The sequence below is a fragment of the Aedoeadaptatus coxii genome, from assembly GCF_001553115.1.
Classification (GTDB): Bacteria; Bacillota; Clostridia; order Tissierellales; family Peptoniphilaceae; genus Aedoeadaptatus; species Aedoeadaptatus coxii.
Genome location: NZ_KQ960155.1, coordinates 52,734 through 76,911 on the forward strand (window position 1 = coordinate 52,734; position 24,178 = coordinate 76,911).

Sequence of the window (24,178 nt, forward strand, 5' to 3'; positions counted from 1 at the left end):
TCTATGCCTAGAAAACGCGGACAGACGAGGCGCGAAGATCATAATCTGCGCTGGAGCTCTGCCTTTAAAATCATCTTTTTATTATTTGTTATTGCGGGCATTACATTAGTAGGCATCGCCTTTTCTTATGCCATTACCGCCATTAGCGAATCCCCGGAAATCGATCCGAAAAATGTTCGCGCCGCCATTGCCGAAACGTCGGTGGTGCGGGATAAAGACGGTGAAAATGTAGAGCGGCTCGTTCAAAATGAATACAGCCAATGGGTCTCTATCGATCGCATGCCCGACCATTTACAGGAAGCCGCCATCGCCATCGAGGACCAACGTTTTTACGAACACGGCGGTGTGGATTTCCGTCGCCTGATTTCGGCCACCCTCAAAAACTTAAAAGACATGGATTTCAGCCAAGGCGGATCCACTATTACCATGCAGGTGGCAAAAAACTTATACACCTCGCCGGTTAAAAGCTATGCCCGTAAGTTCCAAGATATTTATTACGCCTTCCAATTGGAAAGCAATCTTTCGAAAAAACAAATTTTGGAAGCTTATCTTAACTCCGCCGCCTTCTCCAAGGGCACCATCGGCGTAGAAGCGGCGGCAAAAAGTTTCTTCAATAAAGATGTAAAAGATCTTACCCTCGCCGAATCGGCTATGATCGTCGGCATTACCAATCGCCCTTCGGAATATACGCCCTATAATGTAGCGCCTATTGAAGATGGAGAAGATTTGGAATCCATCGATCTCGCCCTCATTCCCGCTACGGAAAATAAAGGGGAAAAGGCGGGTAAAGATACTCGCAAACTGGCAGACAAACTCGCCGAATTAAATCTCATCGACGCCTTTGAAAAGAATCAAATTAAATCCGGCGACATCGTCGTCGGCAAGGCCGTTCCCAATCCGGCAAGTAAAAAACGTCAAGAGTTGATTCTGCACAAAATGAATTCCCTCGGCATGATCGACGAATCCACGATGAAAGATGCCATTAACGAACCCATCGACTTAAACTTAGGCGTTCGCACCACAAAAGGCATTTCCTCTTACTATGTCGATGCCGTAAAAGACGAAGTGCTTTCCATTTTACGGGCTCAAGGCCACAAGGAAGAAGAAGCGCAAAATATTCTTTACAACGGCGGCCTCACCATTGAAACGCCTTTGGATTTAAATGTTCAAAAAATCCTGGAAGACAAGGTAGCGCAAAACAGTTTCTTCCCCGGTCGCCACACGGATAAAAACGGCATTATCCAACCCCAAGTCGGCATTACGGTAATGAATCACCAAACGGGCCAAGTGATCGCCATCGTCGGCGGACGGGGCATCGGTGGAAACAATATTTTAAACCGCGCCAAAAATCCGAGACAACCGGGCTCGTCGATTAAACCTATCGGCCCCTATCTCGCCCTCTTAAATGATGGAGGCACGGCGGGAGATGTCTACCGCGACCTTCCCCGTCCCGGCGGATGGCCGAAAAACTCCACAGGTTACCAAGGTTACGCCACGGTGCGCAATCTTATTCGCAATTCGTCCAATGTGGGCGCTTATCTCGTAGGAAAAGGCCTGGCAAGTGACGAAAATGCGGCCAGCCAAAAGATGATCGACAATTTGAAGAAGATGCAAATTTCATCCATCGTTACGCCGGAAGATGACGATCGCTACGTCAACATCGACACGCAAAAATACAACGACGTCAACTTGGCTTCCCTCACCTTGGGCGGCATGACCGTGGGCATCAGCCCCTTGGAAATGGCGGGAGCTTTCAGCACCTTCCCCAACGGCGGCCAATTTATTAAACCTTCTTTCGTCGATAAAATTACGGATAAAACCGGCAAGGTTATTTTTGAAAATAAACGAGAAGCTACGGAAATTACCTCGCCCCAAAACGCATACATTATGACGTCCATGCTCCAAACCGTCGTTAAAAGCGGTACGGGTACCTATGCTAATTTCGGCGGACAAGCCATCGCCGGTAAAACCGGTACGACCAACCGCAAACGCGACAGCTGGTTTGTAGGCTTTACGCCCTATTACACCGCATCGGTTTGGATCGGTAACGACGACAACACGCCTCTTTGGGATTACTCCCGTATGGCGGCCAATTTATGGCGTTCCATTATGCGCGATGTCCACAAGGATTTGGAATACAAAGACTTTAAAGAACCGGAAGACGGCTTATACAAGAAATATATCCCCGTCGCCGGCTACACGGAAATCTTTGCCGAAGGCACATCGCCCAAGGGACTTAAAAATCTCTACCGCAATGTTCCTCCGAAACCGAAGACGGAAGATAAGAAAGACAACGAAAACAAAGACAATAAGGATAATAAGAACGGAAGCGACAACAGCTCCGGAAAAACGGGACAAAGCTCCGGCAAAAGCGGACAAGGTTCCGGTAATTCCAAAGGCAAAGGCGGCAGCTCTTCTAAAAAATCCCAATAAGCAAAAAGGAGTCTCCTTCGGGAAACTCCTTTTTTTCATGTCTATTTTTTGTAAAATCCGAAACAACGCGCGCTGAATCCGGGTCCGTCTACCATATTGGGATACCCTACGGAAATAACGCCGCCGGTAGGAGGCATTTGATCTAAATTGCGCATAAGTTCCACTTGATAAATATCCTGTGCCAAAACATAAGTCTCTACGGGGAGATAGCCCTCTTTGTTGGAGATCGCCGACGCATCGGTGTCCGACGTTTCGTGACCGATGGCCTTTACGTGTCGCTCTTCAATTAATAAACGACAAGCGGGAATAGACCATCCCGGGTAATGGCTAATGCCGTCGTCGTCGATGTTATCGAAATTTTCCGTGCGCTTCGACCAATCGGTGCGCAGTGCCACAAAGGATCCCTCGGGAATTTTACCGTGACGCTCTTCGTGCCGTAAAATATCCTCTTCGCCTACGATGTAATCGGCATTTTCCTTCACTTTATCCGACACATCCACCACGACGAGGGGCAAAATCGTGTCTTTCGGATCGAGTTTATCGAGCATACGACCGCCTTCTGTAAAATGGCCGGGCGCATCGATATGGGTGCCGTATTGACTCACGATCTTGTAAACGCGAGCCGTAAAGCGATGCTCCTTAAAATTATAAAGCTCTTCAGATGTCAGGGATGTAAATCCCGCCCAGTGCGGCGTTTTATCCGACACGGGATGAGAGAGTTCCACCATTTCCGTCTCGGATTTAAACTGTTCCAATTGTTTCCATAGTGATGTCATAGCACGTTCCTCCCTTTTTTGAATATCGGATAGTATAACACAATTTACGGAAAAAGTTCACAAAAAAAGGACCTCTCGGCCCCTTTTTCTATCTTTTATAAAATGTCCACTTCTTCGCCGGCGAGGGCTTTGTTCATGCTGCGCACGGCACAGAATTTGCCACACATGGAGCAGGTTTCTTCCACTTCCGGTGCCCGTTCGTCGCGAACGGCCTTGGCGTGTACGGGATCCATGCAATTTTCAAACATCGCATCCCAATCTAATTTGCGACGCGCCGCGCCCATGCGATCGTCTATATCCCGCGCACCGGGAATTTTCTTCGCAATGTCGGCGGCGTGGGCGGCGATTTTCGACGCCATAATGCCTTCTTTAACATCGTCGGCGTTGGGAAGTGCCAAGTGTTCCGCCGGGGTTACGTAGCAGAGGAATGCCGCTCCGCTCATAGCGGCGACGGCACCGCCGATAGCAGCTGTAATGTGATCGTAGCCTGCGGCGATATCGGTGACGATGGGCCCTAATACGTAGAAGGGGGCGCCGTGGCAAAGGCTTTGTTGAATTTCCATATTGGCTTTTACTTGATCCAAGGGGACGTGTCCCGGGCCTTCTACCATAACTTGCACGTCTTTTTCCCATGCGCGGAGGGTCAACTCGCCTAAGCGCACGAGCTCTTCAATTTGAAGAATATCTCCTGCATCGGCAAGGCAACCCGGACGGGCGCCGTCGCCGAGGGAAATGGTCATGTCGTATTCTCGGCAAATATCTAAAATCTCATCGTAGTATTCGAAGAAGGGGTTTTCGTTGCCCGTCATGCTCATCCACGCGAAAACTAAGGATCCGCCGCGGGAGACGATATTGGTCGTGCGGCCGAAGCGTTTTAATTGTTCCACGGTGCGTTTGGTGAGGCCGCAGTGTAGGGTGACAAAGTCCACGCCGTCTTCCCCGTGGGCACGAATAACATCGAGAAAATCTTGTGCCGTCAGTTGTCCTAAATCTTTTTGATGATAAATCACCGAATCGTAAATGGGTACGGTACCGATCATGGCAGGACATTCGGAGGTCAGTTTACGGCGGAAAATTTTCGTGTCGCCATGGGTGGAAAGGTCCATAATGGCGTCGCCACCCAGGTCTACGGCGTATTGTACTTTTTTAAGCTCTTCGTCTAAATCGGAAACGTCTTTCGACACGCCGAGATTGACGTTGATCTTCGTTTTTAACATACTGCCGATGCCCGTAGGCTTAATGCACTTGTGGTTTTTATTGGCGGGAATGGCCACTTTCCCTTCCGCTACCCAGCGGCGAATGTCTTCCACGTCGCGATTTTCGTATGCGGCAACAGCTTTCATTTCGTTTGTAATAATACCTTTACGTGCGGCGTCCATTTGTGTCGCGTAATTCATTCTTATCTCCTAACCATGTGATGAATGGGCCCGTGCCCATGTCCTAAATTTAAGCCATCTGCGATGGCATCAAAAACGTACTCTTTACTTAACTTGACGGCTTCTTCCGCCGAATAGCCCAAGGCTAAATGGGATGCAATGGCGGAAGAGAGTGTGCATCCTGTGCCGTGTGTATTGGGATTATCGAGCATAGGCTTTTCAAAGCGATGCACGCTCCCGTCGTAAAAAATATCTACAGCTTCGCCCGTGCCGTGTCCTCCCTTTACGAGAACCGACACGCCGTAAGCATCGGCCATTTTTTTAGCGCTTTCCTCTTGCTCCTCGACGGAGGTGATCTTCGTCGAAAGAAGATGTTCCGCCTCGGGAATATTGGGCGTTATAAGTGTGGCAAGGGGCAAAAGCAATTCTTTCAGCGCAGCTTCCGCCTCTTCTCTTAAAAGAGGGGATCCGCTGGTCGCCACCATGACGGGATCTACGACCACCGGCCCGCAATAATGTTTTAGGTGATCGGCGATGGTTTTTATAATCTCCGCCGAGGATACCATGCCGATCTTTACGGCGTCGGGAGGAATGTCGTCCATAATGGCATCTATTTGCGACGCCACCGCTTCCGGCGAAAGATCGTAGACCGCGTTCACACCCATTGTATTTTGCGCCGTAATGGAGGTAATGGCCGATGTGGCAAAGACGCCGAGGGATGTGGCCGTTTTAATGTCGGCTTGAATCCCCGCGCCTCCCGACGAATCGCTTCCCGCAACGGTCATCATCGTCTTTATTTTCATTTGGCATCTTCCCAGCGGCGCACTAATTCTTCCGCCGCCTTTTTCGGATCCTCAGCCGATGCAATAGCGGAAACGACGAAAAATCCGTCGACGCCGGTTTCCACTAAGGATTTCATATCCTCGGCCTTGACGCCGCCGCCGATGGTAATGGGAAGGGGCGAAATGGCGGCGAGCTTTTTAATTTCATCGAGGGTGCGGTAAATTATATTGCCCGCATCGTCCAGGCCACAATCGCGTTTCGTCTCCGTTTCGTGGAGAGGACCGGCGCCGAAATAATCCACGCCTTCAAAATTTCCCTCTTGCACGTAACGAGTTAAATCTCCTGTAGGCGCGGAAAGACCGATGACGGCATCGTCGCCTAAATATTTTCTGCAGACCGCTACGGGAATATCCGTTTGGCCTACGTGAACGCCGTCTACTTTCGCACCGGCTTCACGGGCGGCAAGGGCTACATCCAATCGATCGTCGATTAAAAGGGTGACCTCGTCGGATTTATTCATAGCCTTTAATAGATCCGATACCTCCACGGTAATGGCGATCATTTCCCGGGCACTTGCCACTTTGCTTCTGATTTGCACGCAGGTAAAGCCCGCTTCCACGGCGGCGCGAACCATGTCCGCTACCGGGCGGCCAAGGGTGTTTTCAGGACCGACGACAAAATATTTTTCGATGCTGAAGGCCATTACAGTGCCTCCATTTCACAATTCGCAATGTCTTCTCCCGTTAAATTGGAAAGAGCGTCCAGGAAGGCGACCTTAAAGCTTGCCGTGCCCTTCGCCTCGCCTTCGGCGATTTTCCCCGCTACATTGTAGGCGTTGGTGGCGGCGAGAGCGGCGGTAAAAGGATCGGTTACCGACGCGTAAACGGCGCAGACGCCGCCTAAAGAACAGCCGCTTCCCGTAATCCGCGCGAAATATTCACTGCCGCCGAAAGAGCGAATGGTGCGCGTACCGTCGGTGACAATATCTTCTTTGCCCGAAACGCAAACGGCGCCGTCGATAAACTTTGCCAGCGCTTCCGCCGACGCTGTGGCGCTTTCCACAGTATCTGTAGAGTCTACGCCGCGAACGGCACCTTTTTCAGAATCGATAAGGCCCCACATTTTGGCGAGGCTGATAATTTCCGAAGCATTTCCCCGCACAATTTTCGGCGGATAATCTTTCATGCCTTCTAAAAGCTTTGTGCGCAATTCGCCGATGCCGATGGCGACGGGATCCAATACATAGGCGGATTTTTCATACGCCCGTTTCGCCGCGGCGGTCATGGTGTCGCCGTGGGAAGGCATGAGCGTGCCTACGTTAATGTAAATGCACTTTGCAATGTCCGCCACCGTTTCTCCTTCATCGACCATGTAGACCATGGCGGCGGAACCACCTACGGCAATTTGCGCATTGGCGACGAAATCGATGGTGACAAAATTCGTAATCGAAGGAGCCATAGGCCCGATGGCGCGTACGTCGTTTCCCGCTTTGACGAGAGCTTGTTTAATTTCTTTCATCTTGAACCTTTCCTAGACAAAAAAAGAAGTACCTTCTCCGTTGAGAAGATACTTCTTGTCATGTTCATAAAAAGTCGCATGCATTCCTACGCGAGTATTAACTCACAGGTTCATAGGGTCAGGTTCTACCTTCTCAACGTCAAAGTCCCCCTTGCAATTATTCGATTAAGGAAACAATATCATTGAGAAAGTTCTTTGTCAATAAAGGATCATTCATTTTGAGCACGCAAAAGAGGCGACAGGTATTTAAAAATACCTTTTTGTCGCCTGAAATTATTTTTCTTCCACCTTTTCAAATGTATAGCGAAAACGACCTTTGGTTTTCTTCCCGTATTCCACGGCTTCCACCGGGCAGTAGTTGATGCAGGCCATGCAATGGGTGCAGCGATCGAGCCAAATCGGCCGCCCTTCTTCCATAACCACATTGGCGAGAACGCAGTGTTTTGCACACTCGCCGCAGCCGATGCAATTGTCTTTTGCGTAAAATGGTTTCGCTTTGACGAAGAGGCTGTAATAGATTCCGTTTACGGCGGAAATCAATCGATCGCTCCATCGAGGATGTACTTTTTTGCGCTCTCCTTTTTCCACGGCGCGGGCGATGGCGTCGATTTTTCCTTCCGCCTTTTGAATAATGGCGCGAGATTCTTCCACACCGGGCGTTTTAAACATGGCGATATAGTTTTCCGGCATGACCACGGAAAACGTGTCGCCGTAGGGAGCGCCTACGCTTTTAGAAAGCGCCTCGGCGTAATGGGCGGCGTTGCCCATGCTTCCGCCGCAGGTCAACACGTAATATACGCTCTTCGCCGAAATCCGAAGGCCGGATACATAATCTTCCACGATCCGCGGCATGCGATAACAATAAGTGGGCGTCACCACGATCATGGTGTCGTCGGAAATGTCGTCCATGTTTCCCCTTCGGATTCTTTCGCCCAAATCCACTACGCTCATTCCCAGCTTTTCGCCGAGCACCTCCGCCACGTGGCGACTGTTGCCCGTGCCGCTGAAATAATAAATCATGCTACTCCCCCTTTACAAGGAGTATAACACATTACACGGTCTCCAATAATTTCCGCAATCCCTTGACGGCGCCCTCCGGATTTTTTGCGTATTGGATCGCCGATACGACGCAAATACCGTCCATGGGAAGGCCTTTTAATTTTGGTAAGGTTTCTTCGTTAATGCCGCCAATGGCAAAGACGGGTACATCCACCGCCTCTTTAATGGCTCTGAAGGTTTCGAGGCTCGTCGGCCGGGTGATGACTTTCGTCTTGGTGGGAAAAAGGGCGCCCGTTCCGAAATAGTCCGCTCCTTCCTCGGCCGCTTCGTAGGCGCGCTCTACACTTTTGACAGAGGCGCCGATAATGGCGTCGTCGCCTAATATTTTTCGCGCCACGGAAATGGGTAAGTCATCCGCCCCGATGTGAACGCCGCAGCCGGCGGCGTAGGCTACGTCGATGCGATCGTCGACGATAAGGGGCGTGTCGTATTCCTCCGCCATGGCTTTTAATTCCCTCGCCAAGCGGAGTACCTCTTTATCGGTTCTGTTTTTTTCACGAAGCTGAAGATAATCCACGCCGCCTATTAAAGCCGATTCCACGGAGCGTAAAAAATCTAACTCGTCGTCGAAAGCTTCGGAGTTTGTGACAAAGTAAAGTTTTTTCATAGGCGAATATAATCGTTCCGTAGGACGTAGAGCCCTTCTTCCGCCAAATCTTTTTCGATTTCGTCCAGGGTGCGATTGTCGGCGATGACAAATTGCTCTTCCCCTTCGTCCTCTTCGTGTTCCTCCGTGCGACGGCCGATGCCCGTATCCACCGAGGCTGAAATTTTCGTGGCGCCGTAATACATGGCCTTGTCTCTAAATTCTTTCCGCTCTCTCGTGGAAATAGTCATGGAAGCGAAGGGCATAAACATGCGAATAGCCAAAATGAATTGCATCAGCTTTCGCTCGCCGATGCGATTAGTGTTGTCCACATCTTCCGCGCCGTGGGTGGGGCGAATTCTCGGAAGGCTAATGGCGATTTCCAAATGAGGATATTTTCTTTGAAGTAAAAAGGCGTGAAGCCCGAGGCAGTAGGCATCTCTCAAAGGATCGCTCAATCCGAAAAGAGCGCCGAAGCCCACGCCGCGCATGCCGCCCATGGCCGCCCGCTCTTGGGTGTTCATGCGGTAAATCATGCTCCTCTTGTGGCCGTGAGGATGGTAGTAGGAATAGCTTTCGGGATCATAGGTTTCCTGAAAGACGGTGACGAAATCCGCCCCCGCTTTTTGAAGGCGTTCGTAATCTTTTACATTGGCAGGGTAAATTTCCAAACTCACGACGCGGAAATACTTTTTCGCCAAGCGAACGGCCATTTCGATGTATTCGATGGGAGAAAATTTGTCCGATTCCCCGGTTAAGATTAAAACATCTTCAATGCCTTCGGCGGCCAACGCCTTCATTTCGTTTTCAATTTCTTCTTCCGTCAACATGGCGCGCTTAATGCCGCTCTTCGAATTAAATCCGCAGTAACGACAGCCGTTTTCGCAGTAATTGGCGATGTAAAGGGGAGAGAAGGAATTCACATTGTCGCCGAAATATTGGCGGCGCAACATACGCGCCTTTTCCGCCATGGCGTCTAAAAATCCTTCCGCCGCATCGCTGAGCAAGACGTAATAATCGTCGGGGGTCAGCCGGTCTTTTTGAAGTACCGCCCGCACGTCGGCAGGCGTAATGGTGCGCGCCTTTTGTTTGTTGTAGGACGCTTCGATTTTTTTCGGGATCTCTTCGGAAATTTGGTCCATATCCGGAAGATAATCCCGCACATCTTTTACATTAACAACCATGATCCACCTCTTAATCGAAGAAATCTCTTAAAGGAGAGGACGGATCGGCGCCGCGATCCAACACGCGACCCGGTTTGGAAAGATATCCTAAACGTCCAGCTTCGATTCCTTTTTTAAAGGCTTCCGCCATTAAGGTAATGTTCGAAGCCGTGGCAATGCCGGTGTTGGCCATAATGGCGGCTGCGCCCATTTCCATAGCTTCCGCCGCTTGAGACGGTCTGCCGATGCCGGCATCGACGATGACAGGCAAATCGATTTCTTCGATAATGATTTGAATGAAATCTTTCGTGGAAAGTCCTTTGTTACTGCCGATGGGAGAGGCCAGGGGCATAATGGATGCGGCGCCTGCATCGCGCATATCCCGAGCGTAATTAAGATCAGGATACATATAGGGCATGACGACGAAATCTTCTTTTGCCAAAACTTCCGTCGCCTTTAAAGTTTCTGCATTGTCGGGAAGGAGATATTTAGAATCACGCATAATTTCAATTTTTACGAAATTGCCGCAGCCCATTTCCTTGGCGAGACGGGCGATGCGAATAGCTTCGTCGGCATTGCGTGCACCACTGGTGTTGGGAATAAGGGTTACATGTTTCGGTATGTAATCCAAAATATTTTTAACATCGGCGGTGTTCGCCCGTCGCAAAGCCACGGTAATCATTTCCGCGCCGGCACATTCTACGGCGGCGTCGATTAATTCCGGCGCATATTTTCCCGATCCTAAAATAAAACGGGAGGTAAACTCCTTATTTCCTAATGTCCACTTGTCCATTTCAATACTCCTTTTTACAAACTAATTCCAACACGACACTACATTCCATGGCGGCAATGGCCATGACCTTGGGAATATAGCAATCCTTCCTGTCTTCCCCTTGAAAATCGCCGACAACATGTATATGCCCGAGATCTCGTCTCGAGAGTTCGCCGAAGGGGCCGGCCACGCCGGTGGTGCAAATATAAGGCTTATCCCTTCCTGCGAAAAAATCATAAGCCATGACTTTCGACGATACGGTGTCGAAGGCCTCGATGAACATATCCCCCTCGGCGTAAACCGAACTGAGAACCTCTTCATCCACCAATTCATTGCGCGGCTCGATGGCGACATAGGGCAAAAGCTCTTTAATGCGCTCCGCCGTCCTTTCGGCCTTCATTTTTCCAATATCGTCGACGCCGTAATGCTGACGATTTAAATTCGACGGCTCCACACGATCGAAATCGTAGATAATAAGTTTTCCCACACCGAGGCGGGCGAGCATATGCGCAATATTGCTTCCAAGGCCGCCGGCGCCGAAAATCACCACCGTAACATTTTCAAGTTTTCCATTGATCCCTTCAGATTGGCGCTGAAGTACCGCCTCCCGTTTAACCTCCACCGGTAAAAGAAAACACCTCCAAAACATCGTCATCTTCGACGATCGTGTCGTCGAAATCCACGCGGCGAATTAACTGCTTATTTTTTTCCAAGGCTACGGATTCGGGATCGAAACCTCTCTCCAAAAGCACTTGTCGCAAAGGCTGTGGGCCATTTAAAGTAAAGGACTTGCCGTTGATCTTCATGGTCACCTCCTAACAAAAAAAAGCACGAAGAAACTACACCCGCGGTGGTGTACCCCTTCGTGCTTTGCACTCTGTTTATGAGTTTACCATATATTATTTCCCCGTCAAGAACGAATTTTTATAAACACTATGATTCAAAATCCATTCCAAACGCAATCCCCAACCCTACATTCGCCGACAAACGACGATTTCCACGCCACTGCAAAACAGAATTCCTTCCATTAAAATTATGATAAATTAAAAAACTGCTTGTTATTCGATGATCGTGTTTTTATTTTTCGACCGCCGGCGGCGAGAAGGAAAAACCTCGAAAAAATGCAATTCTTTTTCCTCGGTTCGTTTAGAAATTAATAATCTTTTTAAATGCCTTTTCTGTTTCGAAATTATTTTTAAAATAACGAAGATTTTTTGGAAAAAGGTCTTCCCTTTTTTGCGTTCAGTAGTATAATGTATTCAATAGAAATTATATTATATTGTCGAATTGGAGGTGGCTTATGTCATTTGCAGATTTATTGGTAAAAATTGACGCGTTTTTGTGGGGCGTTCCCCTTATGGTTTTATTGCTCGGTGCAGGCATTATTTTAACGGTGCGCACCCGCTGCATACAATTGAGGAAGTTCCCCTATATTATCGGAAACACACTCGGGAAAATGTTCCGTCGATCTGAAATTGAAGAAGGTGCCATCTCCCCGTTCCAAGCATTATCGACAGCCCTCGCCGCAACAGTCGGTACAGGTAATATCGTCGGCGTATCCGTCGCCATTTTAACCGGCGGTCCCGGCGCCGTTTTCTGGATGTGGTTTGCAGCATTCTTCGGAATGTGTACGAAATTTTCGGAAGTTAACCTTTCCATCGCCTACCGCGTGAAAACCGACGTAGGGTATGCCGGCGGCCCCATGTACTACATCGACCGCGGACTTCATAAACCTTGGCTCGGCAAAATCTTTGCATTCTTAGCCGCTGTCGCCACCTTCGGTCTCGGTTGTTCGGTACAATCCAACGCCATCGCCGGTACGCTGAAATCTTCATTCAGCATTCCGCCGTTCTTAACCGCCGTCGTCATTACGATTTTAACCGCCGTCGTCGTTATCGGCGGTATCCAATCCATATCGAAAGTTACTGAAAAGCTCGTTCCCTTTATGGCAGCATTTTACATCGTCGGCGGCCTGATTATCATCTTCGCCAATGTAGGCAATCTGCCGGGCGCAATTCACGATATTTTCGTCGGCGCATTCAATCCTAAAGCTGTCGGCGGCGGCGCCATCGGTTTCACCATTATGACCGCTATGCGAAGCGGCATCAGTCGCGGCGTCTTCACAAACGAAGCCGGCTTAGGTTCTTCGCCTATCGCCCACGCTACCGCTTCCACCGACCACCCCACCCGCCAAGGCCTCTGGGGCGTTACGGAAGTTTTCCTCGACACCTTTGTCGTATGCTCCATTACCGCACTCGTTATCTTAACCTCCGGCGTATTAAACAGCGGCGAAGCAGACGCTTCCGCACTGGTCGCCGAAGCATTCTCCATGAAATTTACTTTCGGCCGTTACATCGTCTCCATCGGTCTTTTACTCTTCGCTTTCTCCACCATTTTAGGTTGGGAATTCTATGGCGAAACATCGGCACGCTACTTAATCGGCAGCCGCATCGGCGCTCCCTACAAAGTTCTTTTCCTGATCATGGTCTTCGTCGGATGTACGATGAAATTAGACCTGGCATGGGAAGTTGCCAACATTCTGAACGCCTTAATGGCCGTTCCGAACTTAATCGGCTTGATCGGACTTTCCGGCGTCGTCGTAGCACTGGAAAAAGACTTCTTCAGCGACGATCGTCTGCGGAAATCCCCGGAAGAATACCAACACCTATTGAAAAAATAACACTTCACGAAAATAGCCCTCTTCGGAGGGCTGTTTTTATGTTCTCTTTAGTTCGTGATAAAGTTCAATACCCCCCGTTCCCTTTAAGGCGACGAGGGAAAATTCGTGGCGATCGGTAATGCCCCGCACATGAAATGTGGCGAGGTTTGGTTCTTCTTTTAATATGCTTTCGTAGCCGAAGGTAATGCCCACTTCCCGCTCCACCAGTTTTGTAATGAGTTGTAAGCTGGAGCAGGTGATCAACCGTTTGAAATCGCCTACATCGTAGCCTTTGTACTGTAGTTTTTGCTCCAAAATTTCTCTGGAGCCGGAGCCCGGTTCCCGAAGAAGTAAACAGGCTTCCCCCAGTTCTTCCATATTAAAAACCCCGCCTGCCAAGGGATCGCCGGGGGCGCAAAGGCCGGTAAATAAATCTTCCGTCAAGATTTCGTAATCGAATTCGCTTTTTGAAAAGCGCCCTTCGACGATGAGAAAATCCAATTGGGCGTTGCGCAGTTGATCTAAAAGCATGCCCGTGTTGTCGATGGTAATAGCAAATTCGTTGGTTCTGTTTTTCATCATCCGGCTCAGCTCTTCCACATAGGCGTAATTGCCGATGGTTTTCGTAAGGCCGATGCGAATTTTTTTTAGGGGCGCGGCGCGAAAGCTGTCCACTAAATCCCGGTAATTCTTTTGCAGCCCGCGGGCGTAGCTTTCCAGACGCTCCGCTTCTTTTGTCATGAGGATTTTTTTGCCGTCGTATGTAAAAAGCTTGACCCCGAATTCCTCTTCCAGGGAATGAATGTGTTTGGTCACGGCGGGCTGGGTGATGTGAAGATTTTTAGACGCTTTGGTGTAATTCCGCGTGTCGATGACTTCTAAAAAGGTAGCGAGTCGCGTATCCATAGTACCTCCATAACGTTTTGTTATCGCAAGATAATAATTGATAATTTTATTTTATTTTAACTCTATGGGATAATAATGACAACTATGAAAGGAGCACTGCTACATGAAAACCATTCAGTCTATTTTCCCGGGGGTTGTTCTCACCTTCCTTATCGCCATTGTTGCGCGATTCCTCGAAAACCTTATGCCCCTGCCTTTAATCAGCGCATCGGTTATCGCCCTCTTTATCGGCATGATCTGCAATCATTTTATCGGCGACGACCACATTGTGCATAAGGGCGCCACGTTCTCTTCTAAGAAATTACTTAAACTGGGCATTATTTTACTGGGCGCTTCCCTTAATATTGCCACTGTCTTCCAAGTAGGTCGCCTTTCCATTTCGGTTATGGTCTTTACCCTGCTCACGTGTTTCGGCCTCGGCCATTTCTCCGGTAAGTTCTTCGGCCTTAACTGGAAAATGTCCAATCTGATTTCCGCCGGCACGGGCATTTGCGGCGGCAGCGCCATCGCCTCCATCGCCCCGGTTATTGACGCCGACGATTTGGATATCGCCTACGCCATGAGCGCCACCTTTATTTTCGACATGGTCATGATCGTCGCCTTTCCCTTAATGGGTCACGCTCTCGGCCTTTCCGATATGGCCTACGGCCTTTGGGCAGGTACTGCCGTTAACGACACCTCGTCCGTCGTCGCCGCAGGCTACGCCTTCTCCGACGCCGCAGGGGATTTCGCCACTATGGTAAAACTCACCCGTACCCTCGTCATTATCCCCACGGTTTTAATCTTCGCCGTCATTAATGCCCGCATTAAAGCAAAGCAACATATTGAAGGCGAAAGCAAAAAAGTATCCATTACCAATGTTTTCCCCTGGTTTATTTTAGGCTTCCTCGCCTTTACCGCCATTAATTCCTTAGGCTTTATTCCCGCCAATATTAGCCAAGGCATGAAATTTGTAAGTAAATTTTTAATGGTTATGGCTCTTGCCGGCATCGGCCTGAAAACATCTTTAAAAGATATGAAGAGCTCGGGCACCGGCCCCATGCTTCACGGCTTCGTCATTTCCCTTTTAGTGGTTATCGTCGCCATTGGCGTAGAATATTTCATGGGTCTCGTTTAAATGTCAGAAGAAATGGAGAGAGGTTAACACCCTCTCTCTTTTTTGTGCCATAATAGAATCAGTAACTGTAATTAAGAAAGGAGATTACCTTTGAAACAACATTTTGATTACATGGTCATCGGCGGCGGCAGCGGCGGAAGCGCCACGGCCAATCGCGCCGCCCAATACGGCGCCAAAGTCGCCATCGTCGAAGAAAAAGATTTCGGCGGCACCTGCGTCAACAGAGGCTGCGTGCCGAAGAAAATCCTCTGGTACGCTTCGGGGATTCGCAGAACTCTGGAAAAAGAATCGGAAAACTACGGCTACAAAATAGGCGATTGGGCCTTTGACTTTAAAAAATTAAGAAATTCCCAACAAGGCTATGTGGGCCGTGCGCGAAACAGTTTTGAATCCGGTCTCGAAAAAAACGGCGTCACCAAACTTTTCGGCAAGGCGCAATTTAAAGACGCCCACACCGTCGTCGTCGACGGCGAAGAATACACCGCCGATCACATTACCATCGCCACAGGCGCATACCCGAGCCCTTGCAAACTTCCCGGCGCGGAACTCGTGGATTATTCCGACGATTTCTTTACATGGGAAGAACTCCCGAACACCATCGCCATTGTCGGCGGCGGCTACATCGGCACGGAACTTTCGGGATTTTTGGCGGGCATGGGCGTGGAAACTCATCTCCTCGTGCGCAAAGATCGCATTCTCAGAAAATTCGATTCCTTTATTACCGACGCCGTTACGGAAGAGCTTCAAAAAGGCGGCGTGAACATTCACTTCAACACCTCGTCGAAAAGCTTTAAGCGTGTTGAGAGCGGCATTGAAATCACATTCCAAGACGACACCACCGCCGTCTTCGACAAAGTGCTTTGGGTCGCCGGCGTCACCCCCAATATCGAAGGGCTCGGCCTGGAAAACACCAGTGTAACGATAGATGATCGCGGCCGCATTGTCAGCGATGCTTACGAATGTACGAGCGAACAAGGGGTTTACGCCATCGGCGATGTGACGGGGAAATTAGATTTAACACCCGTCGCCATTGCCGCCGGACGTCGCCTGTCCGATCGTCTCTTCGGCGGAAAAAAAGACGCACACTTGGATTACGACAATGTGCCTACGGTGGTCTTTAGCCACCCGCCCATGGGCACCGTGGGCCTTACGGCAAAAGATGCAAAGGAAAAATACGGGGAAGACGCCGTTAAAACCTACACCTCATCCTTTACGGATATGCGCTCCTCCGTGTCGGGTCATCCCCATCAATGTAAAATGCTCCTCGTCTGCGCAGGAGATGACGAAAAAATCGTCGGCGTTCACGCCATGGGCCTCGGCGTCGACGAAATGATGCAGGGCTTCGGCGTCGCCGTGAAAATGGGCGCCACCAAAGCGGATTTCGATTCCACCGTGGCCATCCACCCTACCAGCGCGGAAGAAATGGTCACCATGCGCTAGGGCAAAAAAAGAAGAGCTCTCCTTTACGGGAGAACTCTTTTTTTGTTTCCTTATTTCTTTAATGCTTCCGCCATTTCTTTTGCCATTTGACGGCATTTTTCGAAATCTTCCGCTCCGGGAAGGCCCATGACGTCGACGGTAGTGGGAAGGACTTCCCATTTACTTTGTTCGGCGAATTCCGCAAATTTCTTTTCGGCGCCGCCGCCCCAAGTGTAGTTGGTGAAGGTGCCGAGGATGTGGTTTTTCATTTTTTGTTTTTTAAGCACTTCTACAAGGTTTTCCATAGGCGGGAATAGGCCGACGTTGTACGTGGGGCAACCTAAGATAATGCCTTTGTAGTTCCATGTTTCGCTGATGAGGTAGCTAATATGGGTTTTGGAAATGTCGCGAATGCGAATGTTGCGTACCCCTTCTTCACTGAGGGCGCGGGCGATGGATTCGGCGACAAATTCGGAATTGCCGTACATGGAGCCGTAGACGATGAGGACGCCGTCTTCTGTTTTTTGTTCGCTTAAATCGCTGTATAAGCCGACGATGCGACCGATGTTTTCGCGCCAAACCGGGCCGTGGTCGGGGCAGATCATTTTAATGTCTAAGCCTTCTAATTTTTTAAGGGCGCGAATAACTTGTACGCTGTACTTGCCGACGATGTTGGTGTAGTAGCGAATGGTTTCTTCTCGGTAATTATCCCAATTTAATTGATCGTCGAAAATGGCGCCGTCTAAGGTTCCGAATCCGCCGAAAGCGTCTTGGCTGAATAAAATGCCCGTTTCTTCTTCGAAGCAGACCATGGATTCCGGCCAGTGTACCATGGGGGTGGTGTAGAAGGTAAGTTTGCGTTCGCCGATTTCTACGGTTTCGCCGTCTTCAACGAGGATCACGCGATCGTCGCCGATGTTGTAGAAGTTGTTCATCATGGCGACGGCTTTTTTGTTGGTAATGATTTTAATGTCCGGGTAACGTTCGATGACCGACTTCAGGGAAGAGGTATGGTCGGGTTCCATATGGTCGACGACGACATAATCCAGGGAGCGGCCGCCGAGGACTTCGGTAATGTTATCCATAAATTCGCGAACGGAATCGATTCTTACGCAGTCGAGGAGGCAGGTTTTGCTGCCGCCGTCGAAGAGGTAGGAGTTGTAGCTGATGCCGTCGGGCAGGGGCCACATAGCTTCAAATAAATGGGTGTAGCGATCATTGACACCGATGTAGTGCATATGATCGTTCATCTTAACTATTCTTAAATTTCCCATACTATCACCTTTCTTTTAAATGTATTTTTACTCACCTTAAAGTTTAACGTTTCCGCACTGTATTTTCAATGATAAAACTTAAACGTCCAGCTCCAAGTAGACGGGGCAATGATCCGACCCTAAAATGTCGTCGCGAATGTCCGCCTCGACGATGGCATCGTCTAAATCATCGCTTACGACGAAGTAATCGATGCGCCATCCGGCGTTGCGATCCCGGGCTTTGGTAATGTAGCTCCACCAGCTGTAGCGATCTTCGGCATCGGGATAGAGGTAGCGGAAGGTGTCCGTGTAGCCGGCGTCCAAAAGGTTTTGAAATTGGGCGCGTTCTTCGTCGGAAAAGCCCGCGTTTTTTCGGTTGGACGAGGGGTTTTTAAGGTCGATTTCGTTGTGTGCCACGTTTAAATCGCCGCAAAGTACGACGGGTTTTACGTTTTTCAACATATTTAAATAGGCTCTGAAATCTTCTTCCCATTCCATGCGGTAATCCAATCGGGCGAGCCCTCGTTGGGAATTAGGCGTATAGCAGGTGACGAGGAAGAATTCCTCGTATTCGCAAGTAATGACCCGCCCCTCTTTGTCGTGTTCTTCCATGTCGATGCCGTAAGACACGTGAATGGGCTCTTCTTTTGTAAACACCGCCGTGCCGCTGTAGCCTTTTTTCTCGGCGTAGTTCCAATATTGGTAATAGCCTTCCAGTTCCAAATCCAGCTGCCCTTCGGAAAGTTTGGTTTCCTGAAGGCAAAATATATCGGCATCCACGTCATTGAAAAAATCCATAAAGCCCTTTTTCAGGGCGGCACGAATGCCGTTGACATTCCAAGATACGAATTTCATTTTATTCTCCTTTGTCGTAACGATCTAAAAAGTTGACTTGCGTTCCGTCGTAATCTTTAAAGCCCAATAGTGCGCCCAGCTCCACATTTTGCGCCGATCGGAAAATGGACATGCCCACATTGGGGTTTTCTTTCGCAATGTCTTCGATGAGGTTTTTCACGTAAGCTCGCGCGCCGAAATTTTCCTTTTCGGTGACGGTGCAGGCGCAATCGATGGGGGTAAGGTCGTTGGCTTTTACAAAGCGGCGCACGTCCTCTTCACGAATATATACCATGGGGCGAATAAGCTCCATGCCCTCAAAGTTCGTAGCGTGAAGTTTGGGCATCATGGTTTTGTAACTGCCGCCGAAGAGCACGTTCATGAGCACGGTTTCGATGACATCGTCGAAATGGTGACCTAAAGCGAGTTTGTTGGCGCCTAAAGATTTCGCCTTGTCGTAAAGGCTTCCCCGTCGCATACGGGCGCAAATATAACAGGGCTTCTCGCCGCCCATATCCTCCGCCACTTCAAACACATTGCTGTCGTACATTTGAAGGGGGATGCCCATGGCCTCCGCCGTTACCTTCACTTGCTCCTGAATATGGGGAAGGTAACCGGGGTTCATGCAAATAAACAAAAGCTCGAATTGCTTTTTGCCGTGGCGCTTCAACTCCTGTAAAAGCTTGGCGAGGAGCAGGGAATCTTTTCCCCCGCTAATGGCCACGGCGATGACGTCGCCGTCGTCGATCATGTCGAAGTCGTTGATGCCCTTAATAAAACGGCGCCAAATTTGTTTTCTGAAACGTTTAATAATGCTGCGTTCAATGTCCGCTACTGTCGCTTTCATACTCTTGCCTCTCTATTAAAAAATCCCGCCGGGCGGGATACTCTTACTCATCAATACTACTATAAAAGGCAATTTCTTTCAATAAAGAGCCCCTCGCCGAAACCTCTTCCTCCTTAAAATTCAGGACGTGGGCGAAAACATTTTGTAAGATACTCTTGCAATTTCTCTATAATTAGCCTAAAATAATAGAAGTATTCGCTAACGTGGCTCAGATGGTAGAGCAGCTGATTCGTAATCAGCAGGTCAGGGGTTCAAGTCCCCTCGTTAGCTCCAAGCGACGCCCTCGGGCGTCTTTTTTTATGCCTTTATTCTTCGTGCAATGATACAATGGGGTTAAGAAAAGGAGGATACCATGAAAAAAGTATTGACCGCCCTATTCACCCTTCTCCTCATCTTGACGCTTTCAGGAGAAACGGAAGCCCGTTCGCCGAGAATTTGGGTCAACGGCCGTTACATTGAATCCGACGCCCAACCTTTTATTTACAACAATCGCACCATGCTACCGGTGCGCAGCGTATCGAATGCGTTAGGTTACCGCGTCATTTGGCTCCCGGAAGAACGCGCCGTCTCAATATCCGATTATGATCAAATCGCCAACGGCAATTGTGTCTCCCTCCGTATAGGCGACCACACCATTTACGGCGATGAAGATGATGAAAATTCTATTTACTCCGATGTAGCGCCCCTTATTCGTAACGGTCGCGCCTACCTTCCCCTTCGTGCATTAGCGCAGGCCTTGGGCGAGCCCGTTCAATGGGACAGACGAAATTTCACCGTCGCCGTGGGAAGGGGTTATCCCTCTCTCGTAAGCACCTGCTCCTATCCGCGCGCCACGGTAACCCGCATCGTCAACGGCACCACCCTCGACATTCGCTACGATAACGGACGCACGCGGCGGGTGAAGCTCCACGCTTTCCGCCCGAGAACGCCGGATAGCGACAGAGGCTACCTCTCCAATTTAGATGTGCACCGCATGTTGCTACTCAATCAGCAGGTCTATGTCGTCGAAACAAAAACCGGGAACGACGAAGTTTTTATCTTTATGCATCGACCGATTCATAATCGCCCGACAGAAGATGAAGTCAAGCGACTTTGCTACAATTACTTCGCCCCCCGCATCTTAAGTGATTAATCACATGCACTGTGCCGGCATTCCCGGCACTTTTTTATTGCACTTAGATGGTTAAAGTGGACAATAAAAAAGCGACTAAGATATTAGTCTAAGTCGCTAGCTTCATAATAAAATTGATTTTCCTCCACTTTAAAAATAAAAGACAGCAACTTAAATATTATTGCTGCCTCTATAAGATGCATCGTCACCATTAGTTGTTGAGTAAATAAAACCTTAATTCATTCGCTCTAATCCATGTCGTCTTGTCGAGATACCACTGTAACTTTTCCCCCGGGGAATTGCGATGGTCCGCATCCTTTTTCTTCTCATCTACAGATTCTTCAATGATACTTTCTTTCGCTTCAACTAATGCTTTCTTTACTTGTTCTAAACTACAATAATGCACCTCGCCATTTTCATAGTCTGTTTTATTAGAATGCATCTTCATTGCTTTTTGTTGCCCAAGTCCTGACCGAAGATCAAACGTCTCCACGACGACATCGCCCATTAAATTCCCCGATGCTAAATCATCCGAAATAGCGGCAACCACTTTATATGTGTCGCCTTGTTTTTGAACAATGAGTTTATAAGTGAACACTGCCCCAGAATTAAGTGCGCGGCCATCTCTTATATCATCATATTGATAAAAAATCCTGGCTAGTACCTCATACTGACTTCCTCCCAAGGGAGTTACTGTCATATCTTGAACGTTCCATTGTTTTACTTTATATTGCAAGTTAAATATGTCTTGCTGATATTTAATAACTTCTTTTTTATCCCGTATATACCGAATCAAATCCTTAGATTGAGGATCGACATCTTTTAAATCATAGTGATCCAAGTCGGCGAAGTCTGAAAAAACATTAATTATGAAGTCACATACAAAATCTTTGATCGGTTCGTTCGCACTTTGTTGGCCCACGGTACTACTTCCGGTAGTGGCGGTTTTCGCCGCTGAAGCAATGTTTGGACAACCAGCTAAGGCTAAAAATAAAATGCCCACTGTTAACCATTGTTTGTATTTCCGATTTTTCAATGCCATCCCCTTTCATCAATCTAATATATAAAACGTATTAGGATATCCTTTTCTGCCTAAAGTATAATTTATTTTTCTGCCCATTTCAATATCATTTCTCATTGTTTCATTCCTAAAAAAAGCGCCCGACCGAAATCGAGCGCGTGATTTTCATTCTGTTTTATTCCGTCATTGTTTTCTCTTTTCTCCGGGCCGAGTCCTAAACCAATCCGCAAAGAGGAACGCGGCAAGAAATGTGATCGTCGTCGTAACATTCGGCGAATTTGCTATATAGCGAAAGGCATAATCATTGCCTACACTAGCGAGGAAATAACAGCACGCAACTACAACGAGTAAACCAATGCTCCAATAAAGCTTTTCCCTATGCGTCATATCGTACATCATGAGATAACTCATTAGACCTGCGACAAATAGTGCGGCCAGTTTAAAGAGCCAACTATTGGCGACGACTGCTGCAAAATTACCCCACGCTATCTGCTCCCAATCAGGCTGTAGTGCCTGCATAATGTAGGGCAGGCTCAAGAGTAAAATAACTATGCCGATGCGTCTGATACCTTTCAATCTCCATCACCACCGGTTTATTAACCTAAACTTTGATAAACAATAACCGGTAAATTCAGTTCCCAGGAACTTCCTCCACGTGTAATTTTTATATTTGATCTTCCCCCTACCAATCCGTAAGCGGTACCATTTATCGGATTTTTAAAATTTGTGTACTTTTTAATATGACCCGGAGAAACGTACCATATTCTATCCTGTGAAATTTCTGCCTTACCATTATAGTAATTAATACCATGACAAATCGCTGAAATTGTTGCATTTGATAATGATAATGAGGGATCTTCCTTGCGCCAATTGACCTCTACGGCATTTAATAGATATCCGCCATTTGTATAACTATAATAGATTTTAACCCATGCTTTTAGTCCGCGACTTCCATCCCATTTTATGTCTTGCATTGAACCCGCATTACCAAAGCTTGAAGGAGTGATTTCATACAATGCTTCTTTAAAAAACATTGTTTCCTCTCCGCTGACATTATGCGTAGTTGCAACCACTTGTGGCTCAGATTCCGTTACCGGCTCTAAAAAGACTTTATTTCCCGTCTCTCCAATAAGAACTGCTTTTTGTTGATTGTATTCTTCTGTATTTTCATTATATGCAAAGATAGGTGCTGACATCAAAAGTATAGAGCTTAAACAAGCAATTAAAAATAATCTCTTTTTCATGCTTGGCCAACCTTTCTTATCTAATTATTTTAATCTTTCTTATCTCAAATAATTACATCTCCATTTTTATACCTACTCAAATTAAAATACATTATCAATGTCCTCCTCTACGTTGGAATCGGTTCTATCTAAATATTATCATCATATTTTTTCAGCGTCAATACTCTATTTTGATAAAGTTTTCTCTTTATAAGTCTTGTTCTTTAATTCTTGCACAAGATAGGAAATGTCTCTAAGGATTGTTAGGTCGACTTCGACTTGTCTATTCGTCCTGAAATTCTTTATAAAAAACCATTGAAAGCTACTCCACTTGGCGCAAAAAATAGCTTTTAATGGTTTATATTCAACTTCTCTGCGCGTCCTATGAGCAAAATTGTCGAAGCGTAAATTTTTAACTCTATCGACTAGAAGTCTTTATGTAAATCGGAGCTGCCGGTTATTTTTACTCCACGGCCTTCTTCTTTTGCCGGAAGGTATCCGTCAAAAACAATGCCACGCCGACCCAGACGAAGGCGAACATGATGCCGTGGACTTTTGTAAAATCTTCGCCGTAAAAGAAGACGCCGATCAAAAGTTGGATCGTCGGGTTAATATACATTAACACGCCGGCGAGGGAAAGGCTCGTGGTCTTCATCCCGATGGAAAATAGGATGAGGGGCACGCTGGTGGCGATGCCCGTAGTGGGGAGCATCCACCATTGGAAGGATGTTACATTGGAAAGATCACTTACCAGGAAAAGATAGGCGAGGGCGATCGGCGTGACCCACATGGTTTCCACAAAAATGCTCGTAATCCCCGGCGCCGTCACTTTCTTTTTAATGGCGCCGTAAACTGCGAAGCTGACGCCGATAAAAATGGCGAAGAGGGGCAACTCGCCGTAGGCCACCATGGGCACGATGACGCCGATAAGGGCGAGGACGAAGGCGAGCCATTGAAGGGGTCTGAGTTTTTCTCCGTAAACGAAGGAGCCTAAGACGATGGAAAAGAGAGGATACATATAATAAGCCAGGGAAGCATCCAACACTCTTCCCGTCATGACGGCGGTAATGTAACCGCCCCAGTTTAAACTTACCACGACGCCTGCGGCGAGCAATGTGAGCATTTGCTTTTTATCACAAAGCACTTTTTTCAGCGTATCGGTCTGCTTGCCGGCGACGATTAAGATAAGGCAAAACACCATGGACCATGCGATGCGAAAGGCGAGGACGGCCATGGGATCGACGGTGGAAAACATGCTCCAGTAGGCGGCAATAAGCCCCCACATAATGTAACACAATAAAACTAACAGACTTCCCGACATA

General features: G+C 48.2%; 24 protein-coding genes, 1 tRNA gene and 1 riboswitch. Of the genes, 6 read left to right on the forward strand and 19 right to left on the reverse strand.

Annotated features, from left to right (window positions below):
• Nucleotides 1–3 precede the first annotated feature (3 nt).
• Nucleotides 4–2,433 carry a transglycosylase domain-containing protein gene (locus HMPREF1863_RS00490; RefSeq protein ID WP_068366145.1) on the forward strand — a complete coding sequence of 810 codons (2,430 nt, stop codon included), beginning with the start codon at nucleotides 4–6 and terminating at the stop codon, nucleotides 2,431–2,433.
• Between the two features lie 41 nt (nucleotides 2,434–2,474).
• Here HMPREF1863_RS00490 and HMPREF1863_RS00495 read toward each other — a convergent pair whose 3' ends face one another.
• From HMPREF1863_RS00495 to thiS, 11 genes are all read right to left on the reverse strand, one after another.
• Entirely contained in the window at nucleotides 2,475–3,209 is a 735-nt protein-coding gene (locus HMPREF1863_RS00495) for a cyclase family protein (protein WP_068366148.1), read from the reverse strand.
• 95 nt (nucleotides 3,210–3,304) lie between these two features.
• Nucleotides 3,305–4,606, reverse strand: coding sequence for a phosphomethylpyrimidine synthase ThiC (gene thiC / locus HMPREF1863_RS00500; RefSeq protein WP_068366151.1), 1,302 nt, complete (start codon nucleotides 4,604–4,606; stop codon nucleotides 3,305–3,307).
• Nucleotides 4,607–4,608: 2 nt separating this feature from the next.
• Nucleotides 4,609–5,388 carry a bifunctional hydroxymethylpyrimidine kinase/phosphomethylpyrimidine kinase gene (gene thiD / locus HMPREF1863_RS00505; protein ID WP_332309961.1) on the reverse strand — a complete coding sequence of 260 codons (780 nt, stop codon included), beginning with the start codon at nucleotides 5,386–5,388 and terminating at the stop codon, nucleotides 4,609–4,611.
• Nucleotides 5,385–6,071 (reverse strand): thiamine phosphate synthase, encoded by a 687-nt coding sequence (locus HMPREF1863_RS00510; protein WP_068366154.1) that lies wholly within the window; start codon nucleotides 6,069–6,071, stop codon nucleotides 5,385–5,387. The genes thiD and HMPREF1863_RS00510 overlap by 4 nt, the downstream gene beginning before the upstream one ends.
• Nucleotides 6,071–6,886 carry a hydroxyethylthiazole kinase gene (locus HMPREF1863_RS00515; RefSeq protein ID WP_068366157.1) on the reverse strand — a complete coding sequence of 272 codons (816 nt, stop codon included), beginning with the start codon at nucleotides 6,884–6,886 and terminating at the stop codon, nucleotides 6,071–6,073. Before HMPREF1863_RS00515 ends, HMPREF1863_RS00510 begins: the two co-directional genes overlap by 1 nt.
• A 66-nt stretch (nucleotides 6,887–6,952) precedes the next feature.
• Nucleotides 6,953–7,048, reverse strand: a riboswitch (TPP riboswitch).
• A 111-nt stretch (nucleotides 7,049–7,159) separates the two neighbouring features.
• Nucleotides 7,160–7,906 carry an EFR1 family ferrodoxin gene (locus HMPREF1863_RS00520; protein ID WP_068366160.1) on the reverse strand — a complete coding sequence of 249 codons (747 nt, stop codon included), beginning with the start codon at nucleotides 7,904–7,906 and terminating at the stop codon, nucleotides 7,160–7,162.
• Nucleotides 7,907–7,937: 31 nt separating this feature from the next.
• Nucleotides 7,938–8,552, reverse strand: a complete 615-nt coding sequence (gene thiE / locus HMPREF1863_RS00525; RefSeq protein ID WP_068366163.1) for a thiamine phosphate synthase — start codon at nucleotides 8,550–8,552, stop codon at nucleotides 7,938–7,940.
• Entirely contained in the window at nucleotides 8,549–9,715 is a 1,167-nt protein-coding gene (thiH, locus tag HMPREF1863_RS00530; RefSeq protein ID WP_198142686.1) for a 2-iminoacetate synthase ThiH, read from the reverse strand. Before thiH ends, thiE begins: the two co-directional genes overlap by 4 nt.
• 10 nt (nucleotides 9,716–9,725) lie before the next feature.
• Entirely contained in the window at nucleotides 9,726–10,487 is a 762-nt protein-coding gene (locus HMPREF1863_RS00535; RefSeq protein WP_068366169.1) for a thiazole synthase, read from the reverse strand.
• Between the two features lies 1 nt (nucleotide 10,488).
• Entirely contained in the window at nucleotides 10,489–11,088 is a 600-nt protein-coding gene (gene thiF, locus HMPREF1863_RS00540; protein ID WP_068366172.1) for a sulfur carrier protein ThiS adenylyltransferase ThiF, read from the reverse strand.
• Nucleotides 11,078–11,272: a sulfur carrier protein ThiS gene (gene thiS / locus HMPREF1863_RS00545; RefSeq protein WP_068366175.1), complete on the reverse strand. Its 195-nt coding sequence runs from the start codon at nucleotides 11,270–11,272 to the stop codon at nucleotides 11,078–11,080. The genes thiF and thiS overlap by 11 nt, the downstream gene beginning before the upstream one ends.
• A 494-nt stretch (nucleotides 11,273–11,766) precedes the next feature.
• Between thiS and HMPREF1863_RS00550 the strand changes: the two genes are divergently transcribed.
• Nucleotides 11,767–13,146 carry an alanine/glycine:cation symporter family protein gene (locus HMPREF1863_RS00550; RefSeq protein WP_068366178.1) on the forward strand — a complete coding sequence of 460 codons (1,380 nt, stop codon included), beginning with the start codon at nucleotides 11,767–11,769 and terminating at the stop codon, nucleotides 13,144–13,146.
• Nucleotides 13,147–13,182: 36 nt separating this feature from the next.
• Here HMPREF1863_RS00550 and HMPREF1863_RS00555 read toward each other — a convergent pair whose 3' ends face one another.
• The gene (locus HMPREF1863_RS00555) at nucleotides 13,183–14,031 is read right to left on the reverse strand and encodes a LysR family transcriptional regulator (RefSeq protein WP_068366181.1); all 849 of its coding nucleotides are present in this window, start codon (nucleotides 14,029–14,031) and stop codon (nucleotides 13,183–13,185) included.
• 103 nt (nucleotides 14,032–14,134) lie between these two features.
• Between HMPREF1863_RS00555 and HMPREF1863_RS00560 the strand changes: the two genes are divergently transcribed.
• Together HMPREF1863_RS00560 and gorA are read left to right on the forward strand one after the other, a co-directional pair.
• On the forward strand, nucleotides 14,135–15,148 hold the full coding sequence (locus HMPREF1863_RS00560) for a YeiH family protein (protein ID WP_068366184.1): 1,014 nt from the start codon (nucleotides 14,135–14,137) through the stop codon (nucleotides 15,146–15,148).
• A gap of 90 nt (nucleotides 15,149–15,238) precedes the next feature.
• Nucleotides 15,239–16,588, forward strand: coding sequence for a glutathione-disulfide reductase (gorA, locus tag HMPREF1863_RS00565; RefSeq protein ID WP_083508449.1), 1,350 nt, complete (start codon nucleotides 15,239–15,241; stop codon nucleotides 16,586–16,588).
• 50 nt (nucleotides 16,589–16,638) lie between these two features.
• Here gorA and HMPREF1863_RS00570 read toward each other — a convergent pair whose 3' ends face one another.
• The 3 genes from HMPREF1863_RS00570 to HMPREF1863_RS00580 form a co-directional block, all read right to left on the reverse strand.
• Entirely contained in the window at nucleotides 16,639–17,841 is a 1,203-nt protein-coding gene (locus HMPREF1863_RS00570; protein ID WP_068366187.1) for an FprA family A-type flavoprotein, read from the reverse strand.
• Nucleotides 17,842–17,919: 78 nt separating this feature from the next.
• Nucleotides 17,920–18,675, reverse strand: coding sequence for an exodeoxyribonuclease III (locus HMPREF1863_RS00575; RefSeq protein ID WP_068366190.1), 756 nt, complete (start codon nucleotides 18,673–18,675; stop codon nucleotides 17,920–17,922).
• Between the two features lies 1 nt (nucleotide 18,676).
• On the reverse strand, nucleotides 18,677–19,501 hold the full coding sequence (locus HMPREF1863_RS00580) for a tRNA 2-thiocytidine biosynthesis TtcA family protein (RefSeq protein ID WP_068366193.1): 825 nt from the start codon (nucleotides 19,499–19,501) through the stop codon (nucleotides 18,677–18,679).
• A 197-nt stretch (nucleotides 19,502–19,698) separates the two neighbouring features.
• Here HMPREF1863_RS00580 and HMPREF1863_RS00585 point away from each other — a divergent pair.
• Nucleotides 19,699–19,774 (forward strand) — tRNA-Thr (locus HMPREF1863_RS00585).
• 79 nt (nucleotides 19,775–19,853) lie between these two features.
• Nucleotides 19,854–20,633 (forward strand): copper amine oxidase N-terminal domain-containing protein, encoded by a 780-nt coding sequence (locus HMPREF1863_RS00590; protein WP_068366195.1) that lies wholly within the window; start codon nucleotides 19,854–19,856, stop codon nucleotides 20,631–20,633.
• A gap of 190 nt (nucleotides 20,634–20,823) precedes the next feature.
• Here the strand turns inward: HMPREF1863_RS00590 and HMPREF1863_RS00595 are convergent, their stop codons facing one another.
• The 4 genes from HMPREF1863_RS00595 to rarD form a co-directional block, all read right to left on the reverse strand.
• The gene (locus HMPREF1863_RS00595) at nucleotides 20,824–21,654 is read right to left on the reverse strand and encodes a hypothetical protein (protein ID WP_232300081.1); all 831 of its coding nucleotides are present in this window, start codon (nucleotides 21,652–21,654) and stop codon (nucleotides 20,824–20,826) included.
• Nucleotides 21,655–21,816: 162 nt separating this feature from the next.
• Nucleotides 21,817–22,209, reverse strand: a complete 393-nt coding sequence (locus HMPREF1863_RS00600; RefSeq protein WP_068366201.1) for a hypothetical protein — start codon at nucleotides 22,207–22,209, stop codon at nucleotides 21,817–21,819.
• A gap of 20 nt (nucleotides 22,210–22,229) precedes the next feature.
• A complete protein-coding gene (locus HMPREF1863_RS00605; protein WP_068366204.1) occupies nucleotides 22,230–22,877 on the reverse strand; it encodes a hypothetical protein in 648 nt (215 codons plus the stop codon).
• A 442-nt stretch (nucleotides 22,878–23,319) separates the two neighbouring features.
• Nucleotides 23,320–24,177 carry an EamA family transporter RarD gene (gene rarD / locus HMPREF1863_RS00610; protein ID WP_068366207.1) on the reverse strand — a complete coding sequence of 286 codons (858 nt, stop codon included), beginning with the start codon at nucleotides 24,175–24,177 and terminating at the stop codon, nucleotides 23,320–23,322.
• Between the last annotated feature and the right edge of the window lies 1 nt (nucleotide 24,178).